This window comes from Streptomyces sp. NPDC025806, assembly GCF_055558275.1.
The window spans coordinates 105,390-124,257 of sequence record NZ_JBVHMU010000002.1; the positions used below are offsets into that span (position 1 = coordinate 105,390).

An 18,868-nucleotide genomic window follows, 5' to 3' on the forward strand; every position below is an offset into this window, starting at 1 on the left:
CGATACAGCCCCGCGCCCCTGACGGGGCGCACCTGTGCGCTGGACCGAGGGTCAGACCAGTTGGAGCTGGTCCGCCACGACGCGGCCCGCGCGGAGGACCGTGCGGTCGGTGCCGCGGTCCATGACGGCGGCGGCGACCGTGTCACCGTCGACCAGGACGAGGTCCGCCGCGTCACCCACGGAGACGCCGGGGCGGTCGGCCGTGGAGGTGAGGCGTTCCAGGGACGGGTCCAGGATCGCGGCGCCACCGCGGCTCGCGACGGCCCAGCAGTGCTCGATCAGCTCGTCCGGCCGGTACCGGTTGGTGAACGCCAGCTGCCAGGTTCGGTCGAGCATGTCCCCGTTGCCGTACGGCGACCAGTAGTCCCGCTGGCCGTCCTCACCGAGACCCACCCGGACCCCGGCCCGGGTCAGCTCCGCGAGCGGCAGCGCGTGCATCTGCTGCGCGGGCGCGATCGTCGCCATCGAGATGTCGAGGTCGGCGAACTCCTCGATGAGGCGTCGGGTCGTGGCCTCGTCGACGTTGCCCAGCTCGTACGCGTGCGACAGCGTCACCTTCCCCTGCATGCCGAGTCCACGGGTGCGCTCCAGGACGAGGTCGGTGCTGAACACCCCGAGGTGGCCCGGCTCGTGGAGGTGGATGTCCACCGGCGCCTGGTGCTTCTCGGCGAGGCCGAAGACGATGTCGAGGTGCTTGACCGGGTCCTTGTCGAGGGTGCACGGGTCGATGCCGCCTACCACGGCCGCACCGGACGCCAGCGCCTGGTCCATCAGCTCCGGCACGCCCTTCTCCAGGAGCAGGCCGGCCTGCGGGAAGGCCATGATCTCGACCTCGGCGCGGTCCTTGTGGGCCTCCTTGGCGGCGAGCACGCCCTCGAAGCGCTCCAGGCCGCTGTCCGCGTCGATCTGCGCGTAGCTGCGCACGCGCGTCGTGCCGCGCTCGATCATGCGGCCGAGCAGGGCGGTGGCGCGCTCGGCGACCGGCGGGTCCTCGCGCCAGTGCTCACGGTCGTTCATGGTCAGGCCCCACACGCCCGGCTTGCCGGTGTGCGGGCGGAACGGCAGGCCGACCCGGTTGGAGTCCAGGTGGCAGTGCACGTCGGAGAACGACGGCATGGCGAGCCGGCCCCGCCCGTCGACGCTCGATCCGTCGTCGGCGCGCGCCGGGTCGTGCGGCATGACGGCCGCGATCCTGCCGTCGAGGATCTGGAGGTCGGAGGCGTCGCCGCCCCACGGGCGGACGTTCCTGATGAGCATGGGCGTGACTCCTTGCGGGAAGGCGGACGGAACGCCTCGGACGGACCGTGATCGAGGCCCTCGTGACCTTAACACTTGGCATACCAAATGAAGTTGCCCTCGGTGTCGATGCAGCGACTATGGGGGTTTTAGGGCGAATTCAAGTCAAAGGGAGGGAGGGGTGGGGCGATTCTTCGGTGATTCGGTATACCGGGCGGCCGAAAAGCGTCGGAGCGGGCGAGGGGTGCGGCACGAGTGCCTGAACTCCGATGCGAAAATGGCGGAATGACAGGCGCAACGGCGGACGCCGAGGAATTCACCCCCGAGTCGGAGCGGGTCGTGCGCACCCTGCGCGACCAGATCATCGACGGCTCCCGGGCCCCCGGCAGCAAGCTGGTGGAGCGGGAGCTCGCCGCCGAGCTCGGCGTGAGCCGGCTGCCGGTGCGCGACGCGCTGCGCGATCTGGTCAACGAGGGCCTGGTGACGCCCAGGCCGCGCACCTGGGCCGTGGTCCGGGAGTTCACCCCGTCCGACATCTCGGACCTCAGCGAGGTCAGGTCCGCCCTGGAGACCCTGGGCTTCCGGCTCGCCGCGCAGCGCCGCACCCGCTCGGGGCTCGCCAAGCTCCGTTCCCAGCTCGACGCGGAGCAGGCCGCCGCCGCCGAGGGCGACGGCCCCGCCGCACGCCGCTTCGCGGCCGACTTCCACGAGACGGTCACCGAGCTCGCGGACAACGCCCTGCTGAGCGAGCTCGACCTGACGCTGCGCAGCCGGATGCGCTGGCTGCTGGGCCAGCACGACGACTTCACCGCCGTCGCCGAGGAGCACGAGGACCTGTACCGCGCCATCGAGGCCCGGGACGTGGAGTCGGTGGGGGAGTTGGCGGTGGCGCATCTGGCGACCAGTCAGGCCGAGGTGGACGCGCACCACCGGCACGCCGCCGTGAGCTGACCTTCGGACGCGGGGGTCAGACCCCGCGGTAGCGCGGCAGTCCGGGCAGGCGCAGCGCGAGCACGGCGAGGAACGCGACGAGGAGCAGTGAGCTCAGCAGGGTCGTCGTGGCCACGCCGACGCGCTGCGCCGACAAGCCCAGGCACAGCGAGGACAGCGGCATGACACCGATGGCGAGCTCCTGGACGCCCAGCGCCCGGCCCTGGACCGAGGGGTCGGTGGTCATCAGCAGCAGCGTGGTCTGCAGCACCCCGAACGAGGCGCTGAGCAGGCCGATGAACGCCATCAGCGCGAACGACACGGCCACGTGGTGGGAGAGGGCGAACAGCGCCCACAGCGTGCCCCAGGCCGCGGTCCCGTAGACGAACAGGGCTCCCTTGAACCGGAAGTCGCCGAGGGCGGCGATGACCAGGGAGCCGGTGAGGCCGCCGACGCCGCTGCACGTGAGCAGCCAGCCGAGTCCGTCCGCGTCAAGGCCGAGCGACTCCTTCGCGAAGACCGGCATGAACGCCTGATACACCGGCCACAGCAGGATGTTCGCGGCGAGGGTCACGCCCAGGACGCCGGCGGCGAGGCGGTTGCGCAGGATCGTCCGGATGCCGCCGACCAGCAGGGCGCCCACCGGTTCCGGCGCGGCCCGCCGGGCGGCGCCCGTGTCCGCGTGGCGCAGCGGCCACAGCGCGAGCAGCGACAGGGCGAACCAGCCGGTGGAGATCCACAGGGCGACGGAGGAGCCGAACGCGCTGATCATCGCGCCGCCCAGAGCGGGACCGACGACCTGCGTCATGTTCATCGCCATCGCGTTCAGCGCGTTGGCGTTGCTGAGGTTGCGCCGGCCGACCAGTTCGAGGACGAGCGAGGAGCGGGCGGGCTGGGAGGGGGACTGCGCGAGTCCGGTGGCCAGACCCGCGAGCACGAGCACCCAGTACGGGGCGTCGGTGACCGATGCGAGTGCGGATACGGCGACCGCGGCGGTGAGTGCCCAGCCGCAGGCGATGTTCAGCAGTCGTACGCGGTCGTGACGGTCGGACAGGACCCCGGCGAAGGGGCCGAGCAGCATCGGGGCGAGCCGCGCCGAGGTGAACACGGCGAGCAGGAACTCCGAGCCGGTGGTGTCGAAGACGATCCAGCCCAGGACCATCGTCTGGGTCCAGGCGCCGCCGAAGAAGAAGACGTTCGAGATCCACAGCGCGCGGAACGCCCGGCTGTCGCGCAGCGAGGCGGGCGGGCCCGAGCGGGCGCGAGGAGGAGACGGGGGTGCGTCGATCGGCGTCTCCCGCGGCACGGTCGAACTCCTCTTCCGTTGTACGGTTCTCGGCCCGCTGGGCCGCCTCGCCACCGCCGCGTTGCGACGGCGGTGGCAAGGGGTTGCCCGAATGGTATACCGAAACCGTGCGAACGTCAGACGAAGACGATGTCGCCCTCGACGTCGGAGCGGATCTCGGTGCCGACCTTGCGCTCCAGCAGGTCGTCGAGACGGTCCAGCGGGCCGATGAGCGTACGGCCGCCGGCCTCGGCGACGCGCACCGCGGCGGCCACCTTCGGCGCCATGGAGCCCTCGGCGAACTTCATCGTGGCCAGGCCCTCGGGGGAGGCGGTCAGGATGTCGCGCTGCTCCGGGGTGCCCCAGTTCTCGCTGACGAAGTCGCCGTCGGTGAGCATGATCAGCATGTCGGCGCCCAGGTCCGCGGTGAGCGCGGCGCTCGCGGCGTCCTTGTCGACGACGGCCTGCATGCCGATCTGGCGGCCCTTGGAGTCGGTGCGCACCGGCACGCCGCCGCCGCCCACGCAGACCACGAGGGTGCCGTTGTCGAGCAGGGTGGAGACCAGCGGGGCCTGCATGATGCGCAGCGGGTGCGGCGAGGGGACGACGCGGCGGTAGGCGCCGCCGTCCTTGGCGATCGTCCAGCGGTACTCGGCGGCGGCCTCGGCCGCGTCCTCGGCGGAGTACGTCGGGCCGATCAGCTTCGTCGGACGCTCGAAGGCCGGGTCGTTCTCGTCGACCTCGGTCGTGGTGACGATCGCCGCGACCTCGCGCTCGCCGACCAGGGCGTTGGACAGTTCCTGCTGGATGACGTAGCCGATCATGCCCTGGGTCTCCGCGCCGAGGATGTCCAGCGGGTACGCCGCGACGTCCTGGTAGGCCAGGTTCTGCAGGGCGAGGAGGCCGACCTGCGGGCCGTTGCCGTGGGTGATGACGACCTCGTGCTCGCGGGCCAGACCGGCCAGCGCCTGGCAGGCGCCCCGGACGTTGGCGCGGAGGCGGTCGGCCGTCATCGGCTCCCCGCGCTTGGCCAGTGCGTTCCCGCCGAGGGCGACGACGATGCGCATGTGAAGTCCCTTGTTCTGAATGTTCGCTTACCGGACGCAGAATGGTATACCAATACGGGTAGGTCAGAACGAGCCGGACGCCACGTCCGGAAGCGGCAGTGAGGAGGGCACGACGATGTGCCAGGGCGAGCCCCTCGGGCTGCGCGCGCACTCTGGTGACGCGCGCCTTCTCGCGCGCCTGCACACGCCCGCTCCCGGGCCCGCCGGCACCGGCCCGCACGGCCTCCAGGGCGCCGGCACGGTCCACTCCGCGTTCACCCACGTCGTCAATCTGCTGACCCCGGACGGCCTGCTCATCGCCCTCGCCTCCCGCGACGCGGGCGACGCCCCGCGCACCCTCGTCGTCGACGTCCCCGACTGGACCGGCACCGGACTCGACGCCGGACAGAGCGTGACGTTCGACACCGGCCGTCTCATTCTCGACGCCCCGGGCCGCCCCGTGCATCTCACCGCCGAAGGCGCCCGCCCCTGGGACCCGGCCGGCCCCTCCCTCGCCCACCTCGCCCCCGGCGACCGCACGCGCGCCGCCGACGCCCTCGACGCGTACAACCGCGCCCACGGCGCCCCCGGCGGCATGCTCGGCGCCGCCCCCGGCGCGGGCCTCATGGAGAGCGCCGTCGCCCGCGCCCTCGACGCAGGACGCGTCCGGCTGCTCGACGCGCTGCGCGCCGGCGACGCCGCCGAGACGGTGCACGGCATCCTCGCCCTGCACGGCCTCGGCCCCGGCCTCACCCCCGCCGGCGACGACTTCCTCGCCGGCCTCACCCTGGTCGCCGCCCTCCCCGGCAGCCCCCTGGCGTCGCTCCCGCCCGCCGTCCGCACCGTCCTCGACGGCCACCGCGGACGCACCACCGACCTCGCCGCGGCCACCCTCACCGAGGCCGCCGAGGGCCGGGCGCGCGCCGAACTCATCGACGTACTGCGGCACTTGGCGGACACTCCGCCGCCGTGGGACCTGAACGATCCTGCCCGTCGCGTGCTGGCCTTCGGTCACACCTCGGGCAGCGACACCCTGTCCGGCCTCGTGGCCGGACTCCACCTGGAAGAAGAACTGCGAGGTTCGCTGTGAGTACCACCACAGCCGTCGTACGTAAGAACACGTACTTCGACTCCGTGTCCCTGATGTCCGTCTCGACCAAGGCCAACGCCCTGGACGGGGTGGAGCAGGCGTTCACCGCCATGGGCACCGAGATGAACAAGGGCGTCCTGGACAACCTGGGCCTGCTCACCGACGAGCTGAAGGCCGCCGAGAGCGGCGACCTGATGGTCGTCCTCGTCGCCGAGGACGGCGCCGACACCGAGGCGCTCCTCGCCGAGATCGAGGGCCTGCTCACCCGCAAGGCCCCCGCCTCGGCCGACGGCGGCCAGGTCACCTACCGCACCATCACCTCCGCCGCCGAGGGCATCCCCGGCGCAAACCTCGCCGTCATCGCCGTCAACGGCGCCTACGCCGCCCGCGAGGCCCGCAAGGCCCTCGAGTCCGGCCTGCACGTGATGATGTTCAGCGACAACGTCGCCGTCGAGGACGAGATCGCGCTCAAGAACCTCGCCCACGACAAGGGCCTGTTCATGATGGGCCCGGACTGCGGCACCGCGATCATCAACAACATCGCGCTCTGCTTCGGCAACAAGGTCCGCCCCGGCAACGTCGGCATCGTCGCCGCGTCCGGCACCGGCTCGCAGGAGGTCTCCGTCCGCGTGCACGCGCTGGGCGGCGGCGTCTCGCAGCTCATCGGCACCGGCGGCCGTGACCTGTCCGAGCAGGTCGGCGGCATCATGATGGTCGACGGCATCCGCGCGCTCGCCGCGGACCCGGCCACCGACGTCATCGTCCTCGTCTCCAAGCCGCCGGCCCCCTCCGTCGAGAAGAAGGTCCTCGCCGAGGTCGCCGCCGCGGGCAAGCCCGTCGTCGTCTGGTTCATCGACGGCTCCGAGGAGGCGGTCACCGCCGCCGGCGGCCACTTCGCCGCGGGCAGCCTCCAGGCCGCCCAGAAGGCCGTCGAGCTCGCGGGCATCGCCCCGGCCGCCGTCGAGGCCTTCGACGCCGAGGCCGCGGCCGGCGCCGTCGTCTCCCGCCTCGCCGAGGGCCAGAAGTACGTCCGCGGCCTGTTCTGCGGCGGCACCCTGTGCGACGAGACCATGTACGCCGTGCGCGACGCCGGTCTCGACGTCTGGTCCAACATCCAGAAGAACGCCGACTTCCGCCTCCCGGCCGGCTCCGCCTCGCGCGGCCACACGTTCCTCGACTTCGGCGACGACGACTTCACCAACGGCCGTCCGCACCCGATGATCGACCCGGCCCTGCGCATCGAGCGCATCGTCGAGGAGGCCAAGGATCCCGAGGTCGCCGCCCTCGTCATGGACTTCGTCCTCGGCTTCGGCTCCCACGAGGACCCGGTCGGCACCACGCTCCCCGCCATCGAGGAGGCCCAGCGCATCGCCGAGGAGGCCGGCCGCCACCTGGAGGTCGTCGCCTACGTCCTCGGCACCGACCTGGACACCCCCTCGGTCGCCGCCCAGACCGCCGCCCTGCGCGCGGCCGGCGTGACCGTCACCCTCAGCTCCACCGAGACGGGCCAGTTCGCCCGTGAGATCGCGAAGAAGGCACAGGCATGAGCACCGAGAACACCGAACTGACGCCCGCCGCCGCGCTGTTCGCCGACGACCTCAGCGTCGTCAACGTCGGCCTCGCGATGTTCGACGAGGACATCAAGGCCCAGAACGCCAAGGTCTCCACCCTCGACTGGACCCCGCCCGGCGGCGGCAATCCCGACGCCGCCCGCGCCCTGAACGCCCTCGAGGCGAGCCCCGAGCTCACCGCGAAGATCGACGCCGCCAATGCCGAGGCCGTCGAGCGCATCATGGCCGCCCGCCCGATGCTCATCGGCTTCGGCCGCGCGCTCGACGTGGTCCCCGGCATGACGCCCACCACGATCCTGCACTCCGGCCCGCCCATCACCTGGGACCGGATGAACGGCCCGATGAAGGGTGCCGTCACCGGCGCCATCGTCTTCGAGGGCCTGGCCAAGGACCTCGACGAGGCCGCCGAGGTCGCCGCCTCCGGGCAGATCACCTTCCGTCCCTGCCACGAGGCGAACTCGGTCGGCTCGATGGCCGGTGTCACCTCCGCGTCGATGTACGTGCACATCGTCAAGAACGAGACGCACGGCAACATCGCGTACACCAACCTGTCCGAGCAGATGGCGAAGATCCTGCGGATGGGCGCCAACGACCAGAGCGTCATCGACCGCCTGGTCTGGATGCGCGACGTCTTCGGCCCCATGCTCAAGGAGGCCGTCGAGTTCACCGGCCCCGTCGACCTGCGTCTGCTGCTCTCGCAGGCCCTCCACATGGGCGACGAGTGTCACAACCGCAACGGCGCCGGCACCCTGCTCCTCTTCCAGGCCCTCTCCGCGGGTCTGCTCCAGTCGTCCTTCACGACCGAGCAGAAGAAGGAGGTCTTCGACTTCGTCGCGTCCTCCGACTACTTCTCCGGGCCGACCTGGATGGCCATGGCCAAGGCCGCGCTCGACGCCGCCAACGGCGTGGAGAACTCCACCGTCGTCACCACGATGGCCCGCAACGGCGTCGACTTCGGCATCCGCGTCGCCGGTCTGCCCGGCCAGTGGTTCACCGGCCCCGCGCAGAAGGTCGTCGGCCCGATGTTCGCCGGCTACAAGCCGGAGGACTCCGGCCTCGACATCGGCGACAGCGCCATCACCGAGACCTACGGCTTCGGCGGCTTCGCCATGTCGGCCGCGCCCGCGATCGTCGCCCTCGTCGGCGGCACCGTGGCCGAGGCCATGGGCTACACCCGCGACATGGGTGAGATCACCACCGCGCAGAACCCGAACGTGACGATCCCGGCCCTCGACTTCCAGGGCCTGCCCACCGGCATCGACGTCCGCAAGGTCCTCGACACCGGCATCCTCCCGATCATCAACACCGCCATCGCCCACAAGGACGCGGGCATCGGCATGATCGGCGCCGGCATCACCCACCCGCCGGCCGAGGCGTTCACCAAGGCCGCCACCGCCCTCGCCGAGGCGTTCGGCGGCTCCTCCTCCTGACGCGCGCGAGCGCCCACCCGGAAGCCCACTCACGATGAAAACAAACCGCTCCGCCGCGGACGCGGCCACGTCCACGGACCGGGAACTCGACGACGAGTTCGAACACAGCCCGGTCCCGGCCGACCGCCGGAAGTCGCTCCTGACGGTCTCGGCCGTCTGGTTCGGATTCCCGATGATCCTGACCAACGCCATCCCCGGCGGCGTGGTCGTCGCCATGCTGGGCTTCTGGCGCGGGCTCGCGGCCATCCTCGTGGCCAACCTCGTCATGCTCCTGTACGTGGGGATCCTCAGCCACCGCGCCGGCACCACCGGCGAGAGCTTCTCGCTGCAGGCCACGCGCACCTTCGGCCGCGGCGGCTACATCGTCGCCTCCGCGTTCCTGGCCACGATCGTGGTCGGCTGGTTCGCGTTCAACACCGGTGCCACCGGCGCGACGCTGCACGCGTCGTTCGGCTGGCACGAGCAGCTCGTCACCGTGCTCGCGGGTCTGGGCTTCATAGGCCTGACCTACCTGGGCATCAAGGCGCTGTCATGGCTGGGCGCGGTCGCCGCGCCGCTGTTCATCATCGCCGGTGTCATCGCCCTGGTGATCGTGGCCCGTGACCACGACCTGGGTTCGGTGTTCTCGTACCAGGGTGTCGGCGGCGCGTCCGCGCTCACCTTCGGTGCGGCCGTCTCCACGATCATGGCGACGTTCGCCGACTCGGGCACGATGACCGCGGACTTCACCCGCTGGTCCAAGAACGGCCGGCAGGCCGTCCTCGCGACCGTCAGCGCGTTCCCGATCGCGAGCCTCGTCGCCCAGATCACCGGCGGTCTCGTCGTCGCCGCGGGCGCCATCGCCTCGGCCGGCACCACGGGCGGCGACTTCCTGCCGATCCTGACCGGCGAGCACTCCGGGATCCTGAACGTGATCGCGGCCGTCTTCGTCTTCGTCAACCTCGGCTCCGTGTGCAGCCACTGCCTGTACAACGGCGCCCTGGGCTGGTCGCACCTGACCGGCACGACGATGCGCCTGATGACGATCGTCCTCGGTCTCATCGGCACGGCCGCCGCGCTCGCGGGCGTCTGGAACCACTTCCTGAGCTGGCTGGTCATTTTGAGCGTGTTCGTGCCGCCGCTCGGCGGTGTGCTCATCGCCGACATGTTCTTCGCCCGCGGTGGCCGCGGCGCGATGGACCGGCGTCCCACGGTGGCGGTCCGTCCGACGGCCTTCGTGGCCTGGGCGGTCGGCGCGGCGGCCGGCGGTGTCGCCCACTGGTGGGCGCCGCAGCTGTCCGACGCGGTCACCGGACTCGTCGTCGCGGTCGTCGCCTACGCGGTGTTCGAGCGGACCCTGGCCCGCGAGCCCGTGGCCGAGGCCGAGCCGGAGCCCGCTCCGGCCGCCTAGCCGCGGCGAAGTAGGCAGGAGAACGAGGGCGCGCCCCCGACCGGCACAGGGTCGGGGGCGCGCCCTCGTTCCGCTCTGCCGCTACTGCTCGGCGCGCTGCGCGAACCGGTGGTGCAACTCCTTGATCGCGGGCACCAGCTCGTCGACCGGGCCCTCCACCGTGACGCCCGGCGCGATCTCCTGCGCGGGCAGCGGATTGACGGGGCCCAGCGGCCGGCCCCAGCGCGTCAGCCACTCGGACAGCTGGGCCGAGGAGGCGACGTACACGATCCGGCCCAGCCCGACCCAGGCGTGCGCGGCCGAGCACATCGGGCAGTGCTCGCCGGAGGTGTAGACCGTGGAGTCGGCGCGCTCCTCCGGGGACAGGTGCTCGGCGGCCCAGCGGGCCAGCTCGAACTCGGGGTGGCGGGTGGAGTCACCGCCCGCGACACGGTTGCGGTCCTCGGAGCGGACCTTCCCCGCACCGTCCACGAGCACCGAGCCGAACGGCTCGTCCCCGGCCTCGAGGGCTTCCTCCGCCAGCTCGACGCACCGGCGCAGATGCGCCAGTTCCCGCTCGTCCATCATGGCCCCTTCCAGATCCGGTACGCCGTGTCGAAGCCCCCTCATGAGCGTACGACGATGACCACCGCGACGAGCACGGAGAAGGCCGCGAGGACCGCCCACACGGTGCGGGTCAGCGCCACGGCACGGCGTTCGGTGGACTCGCGCACGGACCAGGGCTGGGCGACGGTGCGCGCCGACTCCTCGTGGAGGAGCGCCGCGAGGTCCGGGGCGCCGAACGCGTCGAGCGCGGCGCGGGCGTTGCGCAGGCGGCCGTGCGTGGCGGCCGTCCCGGCCTCGGTCTCGGCGGCGGTCTCGGACGGGCTCAGACCCAGACCGTCGCAGAGCAGCACCGCTCGGCGCTGCCGGGGCGTCAGGGTGAGCAGCGCCCGCACCGCGGGGTCCTCGGGGACGGGCAGCGGACGCCCGGGGAAGCGGCGCAGCCGGTGCCAGGGGGACAGGGCGTACGTGTGCGACTCGGCCCGCACCCAGCCCACCGGGTCGGTGTCGAGGGCGACCTCGGGCCAGCGCTCCCAGGCCCGGCGGAAGGCGTACTCCACGGACTCGAAGGCGAGCCGGCGGCTGCCGGTCAGCACATGGGCCTGGCGGATCAGGCCCGGGGCGGCATAGACGTACAGCGCGTCGAAGGCGGCCGCCGGCGTGAGCGCTCGCTCCGCCCGGGGCGCCGGGACGTCGCCCTCGCCGGTGCGCTGGGCGGGGATGGCGGTGTCGAGGGTGAGGGCGCGCAGGAGTATCGCCCGGGTGTCGGGGGCGGATGCGCGCCGGGGCCCCTTCCCGCTCGGTTCCTCGCGCTCCTGAGGGGGAGCCGTGGCCAGGGGAGATCGCATGGGTGGGGACGTCCTAGGAGTGGTGGGAGGCGGTGTCGGCCGGGAGGGGGCCGCGGGACGGGCGGGGGTGGGGGACGAAGAGGGGGTCGGGGACGGGGCGCGCGGGTGTGCCCGACTCGAGCTCGGCGATCAGGTGCAGGAGCGCCGTGTGCCCGGGGCCCGTGGGGTGGCCGGCCGGGGCGGCTCCCGCGTCGAGGGCGCGGCGGGCCCGGTGCCAGGCGCGTCCCGGGTGGCCGCGGGTCGCGTCGACGCGGGCCCGGGCGTAGTTCGCGAGGAGGTTCGCCCAGGCGTCGTCGCGCACCCCGGGCCAGGACACGGCGCGGCGCGCGGCGCGCAGAGCCGCGCGCGGGCTGTGCTCGGCCTGGACCAGGGCCAGCGCGGACAGGCTGACGGCGGGGGACGGGCCGCCGGGGACGTACGCGGGGACGAGTTCGGCCGCGTCCGCGAAGTGCGCCGCGGCTGCCCGGGTGTCGCCCTGACGCAGCGCCAGCATCCCCTCGACATGGGCGACGCGGCCGAGCGTGACGTCGTCGCCGGACAGCACCGCGGCGGGCCAGGCCGCGGCGAGGAAGGCGCGGGCGGCTGCCGGGTCGGTGTCGGCCGCGAGCCACGCGGCGAGCCAGGTGCCGCGCACCGCGGAGGGCCGCGTCGGCTCGCACAGCGGCAGGAGCCGGGCGAGCAGGTCGAGGCCCGTCGCGGCATGCCCGTGGGCGAGCCACCAGAACCAGACGGAGACGATGGTGTCGAGCGCGGCGTCGGTGTGCTCGGGGTGCGGGTGCTCCAGGGCGTGGTGCGCGGTGGCCAGCAGATCGTCCTGCTCGTCGCGCACGAGACGCACGGCGCCGAGCTGGTCGCCGGAGTCCCAGCAGCGCCCGGCGTGCGCGGCCACCTGCTGGAAGTGCTGGGTGCGCCGGGACGCGGCCACCGGATACTCGCCGGCCTCGGTCAGCCGGGAGGCGCCGAACTCCCGTGCGGCGCGCGTCATCCGGTAGCGGGGCCGGCGCACCCCGCCCGGATCGCCGGTCACCCGGAGGACGCCGAGCGCGGACAGCTGGGCGAGGCAGGACGGGATCACCTGGGCGTCGATGCCGCCGCCCGAAGCCACCGCGACGACACTGGCCTCGGTGAAGGAGCCGGTGAAGACGCTGGCCCGGGCCCAGACGACGCGCAGGGACCGCTCGCACAGCTGGTAACTGGCACCGACCGCGTCGCGCACCGACTGGTGGCGGCGCAGCGCGGGGTAGGAGCTGGTGAGCCAGCCCTGGCCCTGGCGCAGGCGTGCGGCGAGGTCGTCGAGGCTGTAGCGGTCGAGCTGGTCGGCGGCGAGTTCGATGGCGAGCGGGACGCCCTCGACGAGTCGGCACACCTCTTCGACGCGCGCCGACTCGGTGTCCTGGGCGAGGAGTTCCGCCGCGCTGTCGCGGGCCCGCTCGACGAACAGACGCACTGCCGGCGCCGGGCCCGTGGCGCCCGCGGGCACGTCGACGGGCAGCGCGGAGAGCCGCAGCACCTGCTCCTCGCCGAGGCCGAGGGGACGCCGCGCGGTCACCAGGACGCGGACCCCGGGCACCGCCATGAGGAGCTGCTGCACGAGGCGGGTGCACTCGGCCTGGACGGGGTCGACGTCGTCGAGGAGCAGCAGGGTGCGCTCGGCGGCGCACAGGGCGGCGAGCGCCGCGGGTTCGCAGTCCGCGCCCGGGGCGCCGCCGAGCGCCACGGCGGCGGCCTCGGCGAGCGAGGCGGGGCCGGTCACGTCGGCGTCCCAGCGGACCCGGACCATCCGGCTCCAGGGCGGGGCGTCCCAGGAGCCGAGCGTGCAGTCGGCGAGCCGGCTCTTGCCGATCCCGGCGAACCCGGTGACGGTCACCAGCCGGTGGGCGCCGAGCAGATGCCGCAGCGCCGCGCTCTCGTGGGACCGGCCGATGAGCCCCCCGGACTCCCGCGGGTCCGGCGCTGGCCGCGACGTCACGCCGCCGGCACGTAGCCTCACGTTGAACTCCCCGTTCTTCTATTGCCGTCCGGGGCGACCCCGGTCTCCGCACTGGTGCGGCACGCTGTGCAGAACCGTCACTGCAACCGGTGCCACGGCAACCCCAACGCGATCCGTGCGCTCTCGGTAGCGCCGGAGCCGCCCGGTTCACACGCCGAGACGAACCCTCGAACCCGCGTCCTGCTCACGCGGGGCCCGGCGCGCCGTCCGTCTCCGGCACCTCGGCGATCAGAAGAGCCACGTCGTCGGCGACCCCGGGACCGCTCAACCCCTCCAGGAGCCGGGTGCAGACCTCGTCGAGAGAGCCCTGCGGACCGCTCAGCAGCCGCAGCAGCTGCTCCAGCCGGTCGTCGATCGGATCGCCACGCGTCTCGACCAGCCCGTCGGTGTACAGGACCAGACGGTCGCCGGGCCCGAGCGCGATCTCGGTCGTGCTGTAGTGCACGCCCCCGACCCCGAGCGGCGCCCCGGACGGCAGCGGCACCAGCCGCGGCGGCCCGCCGCGCGGGATCAGCACCGGTGGCATGTGGCCCGCGTTGGCGATCCGGCACACGCGCCGGTACGGGTCGTAGACCGCGTACACACACGTCGCGATGTGCGTCTCCAGGGCGAACGCGGTGCGGTCGAGCCGGTGCAGGATCTCCGCCGGGTGCAGCGCGAGATCCGCGTAGGCCTGCGTCGCGGTGCGCAGCCGGCCCATCGCCGCCGCCGCGTCGATGCCGTGCCCCATCACGTCGCCCACCACCAGCGCGGTCCGGCCGCCGTCCAGCGGCAGCACGTCGTACCAGTCACCGCCGACCTGCGAGGAGGACTGCGCGGGCTGGTAGCGGCACGCCACGTCGAGACCGTGCAGCGGAGGCAGCGGGCCCGGCAGCAGACTGCGCTGCAACGTCTCGGCGGCCGTGCGCACGCTCTGGTGCCAGCGCGCGTTGTCCACCGCGATCGCCGTCCGCGCCGCCAGTTCCCCCGCGAGCAGCAGATCGTCCTGGTCGAACGGGACCGGATTGCGGGCCCGCACGAGGTCGACGACACCGAGCACCTGGTTGTGCGCGATCAGCGGCACCGCGAGGTACGAGTGCACGCCCGCCTCGGCGAGCAGCTGCGCCGCCTCCGGGTTGCGCGCGATGTGCGCCAGGTCCGCCGGGCCCGTGTGCGTCACCATGATCGGCCGGCCGGTCGTCGCGCACCGTGTGATCAGCCGGTCGGCCCGATACGCGGCGAGGCTCCCGATGCGGTCCGCCGCCGCGGCCACCTGATTGGGGTACGCGGACGCGAACCCGAGTGCGCGGAACCGGCGCGGCCCCTCGCCCTCCTCACCGCGGCGCAGCTCCAGTGCCGCGTCGAGGATGTCCACCGCGGCGATGTCGGCGAGCCCCGGCACCAGCACGTCGGCCAGCTCCTGAGCCGTCCGCTCGACCTCCAGCGTCGTGCCGATCCGGGCCGACGCCTCGGCGAGCAGCGCCAGACGGCGCCGGCCGCGCTCGGCCTCGGCCGCCGCGCGATGCCGCTCGGTGATGTCGACCACCGAGTTCGCCACCCCCAGGATCTGCCCGTTCGCCCCTTCGAGCCGGTAGTACGACACCGACCAGGCGTGGTCCTCGTCCGGCGCCGCGGCCGTGCGGCCCACCACGTGCCGGTCCATCACCGGGACGCCGGTCTCCAGGACCCGGCGCAGCGTGTTCTCGATCTCCTCGACGTCGAGGGAGGTGAGCAGGTCGCGCGGATGGCGCCCGAGGTGGTCCGCGGCCGGCCGGCCGTTGATGCGCTCCAGCGCCGGGTTGACCAGGACGTAGCGCAGATCGTGGTCGAGCAGCGCGAGCCCGACGGGGGACTGGGAGACGAGCTGGTCCGAGAGCGCGAGCGCCGCCTCCAGCTCCTTGAGCTGCGACTGGTCGGCGGCCATCCCCAGCGCGTAGACGGCCCCCTCGTCGTCCTCCAGGCGCATGTTCCGGAACTCCACGAAGCGGCGGCTGCCGTCGCGGCGCACCACCGGGAAGGCGCCCGCCCAGGGCGTGCCGGTGGCCATCACCTGCGCGAACAGTCCGTTGACCAGGTCGTGGTCCTTGTCGCTCACGAGCAGCGACGCCGCGTACTGGCCGAGCGCCTCCTCCGCCGAGTAACCGAACACGTCCTCGGCCTGCGGGCTCCACAGCACGATCCGGCCCCGGTCGTCGAGCACGACGGCGCACACGCCCAGCAGGTCGAGCAGAACGCCCGCGGGCATGATCACGGAAGGATCGGTGCCCCGGGCGGGGCGTGCGGGATCCGAAACGCCGTCGCCCATGTGTGCGTTCTCCCTCCGTGCGGCACCTCCCATGCTCCCCCCGCCCGGCGTCCGGCACGACCCGGCCGACGCAGATCGTGCGGGGCCGCCGGGGCGCGGTTATGGTGGCCGGGCGGTGCAACGGAGAGTCACATGAGACCTGCGGAGAAGCCGGAGATCAGCCTCGAGGAACGTCTGCGCCTCAACGACGTGGGCAGCTTCGACTGGGACCTGGAGGACGGGGCGCTCAGCCTCGACGACAACTGCCTCGCCGTCGTGGACCTGACCCGCGCCGAGTTCGGCGGCACGGTCGCGTCCCTGGGCAGCCGGATCGTCCCGGCCGAGGCCGTGCGCATCACCTCGGCCGTGAACGCGGCGGTCGAGTCGGGTTCCGACGCCTACGGCATCTACTTCCACACCCGGATGCGCGACGGCACGATGCGGCTCAGCCACGCCTCCGGCCGCATCCTGCGCGACGACGACGGCCGCGCCGTCCGCGTCGTCGGACTGCTGCGGGCCGCGGTCCACGAACCGACCGAACTGGCCGGGCTCGACGCGGGCGACCGGCGCAGCCGCGTCGCCCTCATGGTCCAGGGCACGACCGAGGCACTTTCCCGGGCCGTCACGGTCGACGACGTCGTGGCCGTACTCTCGGGCGCGGGCGGCCTCGACCGGTTCGCCGCCGACGGGCTCGTCCTCGGTCTCGTCGAGGGCGAGGACCTGAAGCTCATCGCGCTCGTCGGCCAGTCGATGCAGGCCCTCGACGAGCTCAAGCTGCAGAACATCGACGACTCCGTGCCGCTCGCCGACGCGGTCGTCCACCGCCGGCCGATGTTCGTGGAGCGACTGCCCGAGATCGCCCACCGGCTCACCCGGCTGCGCCCCTACATCGACGACCACGGGCTCGGCTCCGCCGCCTTCCTGCCGCTCGTCGCGCAGGACCGCGCCATCGGCGGCCTCGCCCTCTTCTACCGGGGCCGCAAGGAGTTCACCGACTCCGACCGCAACCTCTGCGTCGGCCTGTCCGGCATCGTCGCCCAGTCCCTGCAACGCGCCATCCTCTTCGACGAGGAACGCGACCTGGCCAAGAGCCTCCAGGCCACCATGCTGCCCAAGGACATCCCCCAGGTCCCGGACACCGAGGTCGCCGTGCGCTACCACGCGGCCTGGGGCGGTCGCGCCGTCGGCGGCGACTTCTACGACGTCATCGTGCTGCCCCGCGGCCGCATCGGTCTCGTCGTCGGCGACGTCCAGGGCCACGACACCCACGCCGCCGCGATCATGGGGCAGCTGCGGATCGCCCTGCGCGCCTTCGCCGGCGAGGGACACCCGCCCTCCACCGTGCTCTCCCGCGCCTCCCGCTTCCTCGCGGAACTCGACACGGAACGCTTCGCGACCTGCACCTACGCCCAGTTCGACCCCGCCACCGGCATCGTCCGCGCGGTCCGCGCCGGGCATCTGCCCCCGCTCGTGCGTCATGTCGACGGGCGGGTCGGCATCCCCCGGCTGCCCGGCGGGCTGCCGCTCGGCCTCGCCACCGAGTTCGCCCTGGAGGACTTTCCCGAGACCCGCCTCGACCTCGTGCCCGGCGAGACCCTGGTGCTGTGCACCGACGGGCTCGTGGAGGAACCGGGGCTCGACCTCGACGCCGGCATGGGCGCGCTCTCCACCGCGCTCAGCTCGGGCCCCGAGCACGCCGAGGACATCGCCGACCACCTCTCCCGCACCCTGTGGGAGACCTGGGGGAGCGGCGACGACGTGGCACTGCTCGTGCTGCGCCGTGTCCCCGACCCCGGCACCCCGAAGGCGCCCCGCATCCACCGCTACGTCCACCAGGCGGACCCGGAGGGACTGGCCGACGCCCGGCAGGCGCTGCGCCAGCACCTCACGGCGTGGGGCCTGGGCGAGGTCGCCGACGACGTCGAGGTCGCCGCCGGTGAGCTGCTCGTCAACGCGCTCGTGCACACCGAGGGCGGCGCCATCCTCACCCTCGAAGTGCTCCCCGAGACGCCCCGGCACGTACGGCTGTGGGTGAAGGACCGCTCCAGTGCCCGCCCGCACCGCCGCTCTCCGGGCGAGACCGCGACCTCCGGGCGGGGCCTGATGCTCGTCGAGGCGCTCGCCTCGCGCTGGGGCGTGGAGCCGCGCGGCGAGGGCAAGGCCGTGTGGTGCGACTTCGAGGCCCCGGACGGCTGAGCCGAGTTCACCCGGGGCGGGGAAGGCGGGAGGAGGGGGAGGGAGAGCGGCCGCCGGGCCCCGCTTCTCCCGATCCCGGGCGCGGCGGCCGCTCCGTGTACCCGCCGGACCAACGCGTCCCCGCCGCCGGGGTTGCGCCGGGGCGGGGACCTGCCATGCGTACGAGCGGTGCGGGGGACACGGGTTGACTCCGGGACGAGGCCGCGGGTCAGCCGGTGCACTGCGAGGTCCGGCGCCGCGCGACCTGGACACCGGTGCGCTCGGTCGCGTACTCCACCGACAGGGTGACCCGGGCGCCGAGGCCGCTCGCGTAGCGGGACACGGTGTCGAGGTCGAGGATCTCGCCGCTCTCGATCTGCGCCGCCCACAGCCGGGACAGGCCCGCCGCGGCGGCCGCGTGCGCCAGCGCGACCCCCTGCTCCTGGCGCATCTCGCGCAGCCGCAGGCCGAGGAGGTGGGCCTGCTGGGAGCGGCTGTTCAGCGGTACGACCACGTCCTCGGCGCGCGGCCGGGGCAGTGGCGCCCTCTGCGCGCTCGCCCCTGCGCTCGCTGATGCGCTTGCTCCTGCGCTCGCGGAGACGGTGCGGGTCCGGGCGACGAAGCGACGCAGCACCTCGGTGTCGAAGCGGAGCGCGGCGAGCCCGTCCGGGGAGCCGAACTCGATGACGGTGTGGGCCCGGCCGTGCGGCAGCACCCGGACGTTGCCGTGCCGGGCGGGTGACTCGAGCCCGTCCGCCAGCAGGTCCCGGGCGACCGTCCACACGGCGGCGCGGCCGTCGAGCGTGACATGCGGCGGGAAGGCGAGCCGGACGACCTCCGGGTCGGCCGAATGGTGGCGCAGCGTGACCGGGGTGGCGTACTCCTGGCCGTCCGGGGTGAACAGACGGGCTCCGATGGGCGTTTCCAGGGAGACGTGCATGAGGGGGCTCCGATGTGGGTGCGGCGTCGGCCGGGTGTGACCGTCGGGGTGAGAGAGCACTCCTGTGGCCTGGCATTACGCCGGTTTCCTCATCGGATTATGTGACCTGCATCACATCATGGCAGGCGTGG

General features: G+C 73.2%; 14 protein-coding genes. 6 read left to right on the top strand and 8 right to left on the bottom strand.

Going from position 1 to position 18,868, the window contains the following annotated elements; all coding sequences use genetic code 11:
- Window positions 1-51: 51 nt before the first annotated feature.
- A complete protein-coding gene (locus tag ACZ4E1_RS04065; protein ID WP_467535593.1) occupies window positions 52-1,257 on the bottom strand; it encodes an amidohydrolase family protein in 1,206 nt (401 codons plus the stop codon).
- A gap of 264 nt (window positions 1,258-1,521) precedes the next feature.
- On the opposite strand from ACZ4E1_RS04065, the gene ACZ4E1_RS04070 reads away from it, so the two are divergent.
- Window positions 1,522-2,187, top strand: coding sequence for a GntR family transcriptional regulator (locus ACZ4E1_RS04070; protein WP_467535595.1), 666 nt, complete (start codon window positions 1,522-1,524; stop codon window positions 2,185-2,187).
- A 16-nt stretch (window positions 2,188-2,203) separates the two neighbouring features.
- Here the strand turns inward: ACZ4E1_RS04070 and ACZ4E1_RS04075 are convergent, their stop codons facing one another.
- Window positions 2,204-3,472 (bottom strand): MFS transporter, encoded by a 1,269-nt coding sequence (locus ACZ4E1_RS04075; RefSeq protein WP_467535598.1) that lies wholly within the window; start codon window positions 3,470-3,472, stop codon window positions 2,204-2,206.
- A gap of 116 nt (window positions 3,473-3,588) precedes the next feature.
- The gene (locus ACZ4E1_RS04080) at window positions 3,589-4,518 is read right to left on the bottom strand and encodes a carbamate kinase (protein ID WP_399127479.1); all 930 of its coding nucleotides are present in this window, start codon (window positions 4,516-4,518) and stop codon (window positions 3,589-3,591) included.
- A 115-nt stretch (window positions 4,519-4,633) separates the two neighbouring features.
- On the opposite strand from ACZ4E1_RS04080, the gene ACZ4E1_RS04085 reads away from it, so the two are divergent.
- From ACZ4E1_RS04085 to ACZ4E1_RS04100, 4 genes are read left to right on the top strand one after another with little or no spacing between them, the layout of a single operon-like run.
- Window positions 4,634-5,587 carry an oxamate carbamoyltransferase subunit AllH family protein gene (locus ACZ4E1_RS04085; protein ID WP_467535601.1) on the top strand — a complete coding sequence of 318 codons (954 nt, stop codon included), beginning with the start codon at window positions 4,634-4,636 and terminating at the stop codon, window positions 5,585-5,587.
- Window positions 5,584-7,134: an acyl-CoA synthetase FdrA gene (gene fdrA, locus ACZ4E1_RS04090; RefSeq protein WP_467535603.1), complete on the top strand. Its 1,551-nt coding sequence runs from the start codon at window positions 5,584-5,586 to the stop codon at window positions 7,132-7,134. The genes ACZ4E1_RS04085 and fdrA overlap by 4 nt, the downstream gene beginning before the upstream one ends.
- Window positions 7,131-8,588, top strand: coding sequence for a YlbE family protein (locus ACZ4E1_RS04095; RefSeq protein WP_467535605.1), 1,458 nt, complete (start codon window positions 7,131-7,133; stop codon window positions 8,586-8,588). Before fdrA ends, ACZ4E1_RS04095 begins: the two co-directional genes overlap by 4 nt.
- A 34-nt stretch (window positions 8,589-8,622) precedes the next feature.
- Entirely contained in the window at window positions 8,623-9,978 is a 1,356-nt protein-coding gene (locus ACZ4E1_RS04100) for a cytosine permease (RefSeq protein ID WP_467535607.1), read from the top strand.
- An 81-nt stretch (window positions 9,979-10,059) separates the two neighbouring features.
- Here ACZ4E1_RS04100 and ACZ4E1_RS04105 read toward each other — a convergent pair whose 3' ends face one another.
- The 4 genes from ACZ4E1_RS04105 to ACZ4E1_RS04120 form a co-directional block, all read right to left on the bottom strand.
- Window positions 10,060-10,545, bottom strand: a complete 486-nt coding sequence (locus tag ACZ4E1_RS04105; protein ID WP_467535609.1) for a nucleoside deaminase — start codon at window positions 10,543-10,545, stop codon at window positions 10,060-10,062.
- A 38-nt stretch (window positions 10,546-10,583) separates the two neighbouring features.
- Window positions 10,584-11,369 (bottom strand): sigma factor-like helix-turn-helix DNA-binding protein, encoded by a 786-nt coding sequence (locus ACZ4E1_RS04110; RefSeq protein WP_467535611.1) that lies wholly within the window; start codon window positions 11,367-11,369, stop codon window positions 10,584-10,586.
- A gap of 13 nt (window positions 11,370-11,382) precedes the next feature.
- Window positions 11,383-13,359: an ATP-binding protein gene (locus ACZ4E1_RS04115; protein ID WP_467535613.1), complete on the bottom strand. Its 1,977-nt coding sequence runs from the start codon at window positions 13,357-13,359 to the stop codon at window positions 11,383-11,385.
- 184 nt (window positions 13,360-13,543) lie between these two features.
- The gene (locus ACZ4E1_RS04120) at window positions 13,544-15,583 is read right to left on the bottom strand and encodes a SpoIIE family protein phosphatase (RefSeq protein ID WP_467535615.1); all 2,040 of its coding nucleotides are present in this window, start codon (window positions 15,581-15,583) and stop codon (window positions 13,544-13,546) included.
- 192 nt (window positions 15,584-15,775) lie between these two features.
- Here ACZ4E1_RS04120 and ACZ4E1_RS04125 point away from each other — a divergent pair, with 192 nt between their 5' ends.
- Entirely contained in the window at window positions 15,776-17,818 is a 2,043-nt protein-coding gene (locus ACZ4E1_RS04125; protein WP_467535617.1) for a SpoIIE family protein phosphatase, read from the top strand.
- Window positions 17,819-18,026: 208 nt separating this feature from the next.
- Here the strand turns inward: ACZ4E1_RS04125 and ACZ4E1_RS04130 are convergent, their stop codons facing one another.
- The gene (locus ACZ4E1_RS04130; protein ID WP_467535618.1) at window positions 18,027-18,737 is read right to left on the bottom strand and encodes an SsgA family sporulation/cell division regulator; all 711 of its coding nucleotides are present in this window, start codon (window positions 18,735-18,737) and stop codon (window positions 18,027-18,029) included.
- Between the last annotated feature and the right edge of the window lie 131 nt (window positions 18,738-18,868).